The organism is Faecalibacterium sp. DFI.5.82, assembly GCF_029076575.1.
Classification (GTDB): Bacteria; Bacillota; Clostridia; order Oscillospirales; family Ruminococcaceae; genus Faecalibacterium; species Faecalibacterium duncaniae.
In genome coordinates this window covers 1-302 of the sequence record NZ_JARFIS010000733.1, presented here as the reverse complement: position 1 = coordinate 302, position 302 = coordinate 1, and the positions used below count along the sequence as shown (strand labels likewise).

Genomic DNA, 302 nt, shown 5'->3' with positions numbered 1-302 from the left:
AACGCCTGTGTCCATCATGGTCGGCAACGGTATGGGGCCCAGGAACGGCATCCTGTTCAAAACAGCCGCCTCGCTGGAAGCTGCAGGCCGCACCCAGATCGAGGCGCTGGACAAGACCGGCACCATCACCAGCGGCTAGCCCCGGGTCACTGACATCCTCCCCGCGGAGGGCGTTTCCGAGAGTGAGCTGCTGTCGCTGGCGGCCTCGCTGGAGCAGAAGAGTGAGCACCCGCTGGCCAAGGCGGTGCTGGCCTATGCCGAGACAGAGTCCATCGCCTGCCCCGATGTGACCGATTTTGCCG

General features: G+C 65.2%; 1 pseudogene. It reads left to right on the top strand.

The features are described from left to right. A pseudogene (locus tag P0G09_RS18670) lies at positions 1-302 on the top strand (HAD family hydrolase); the annotation flags it as partial.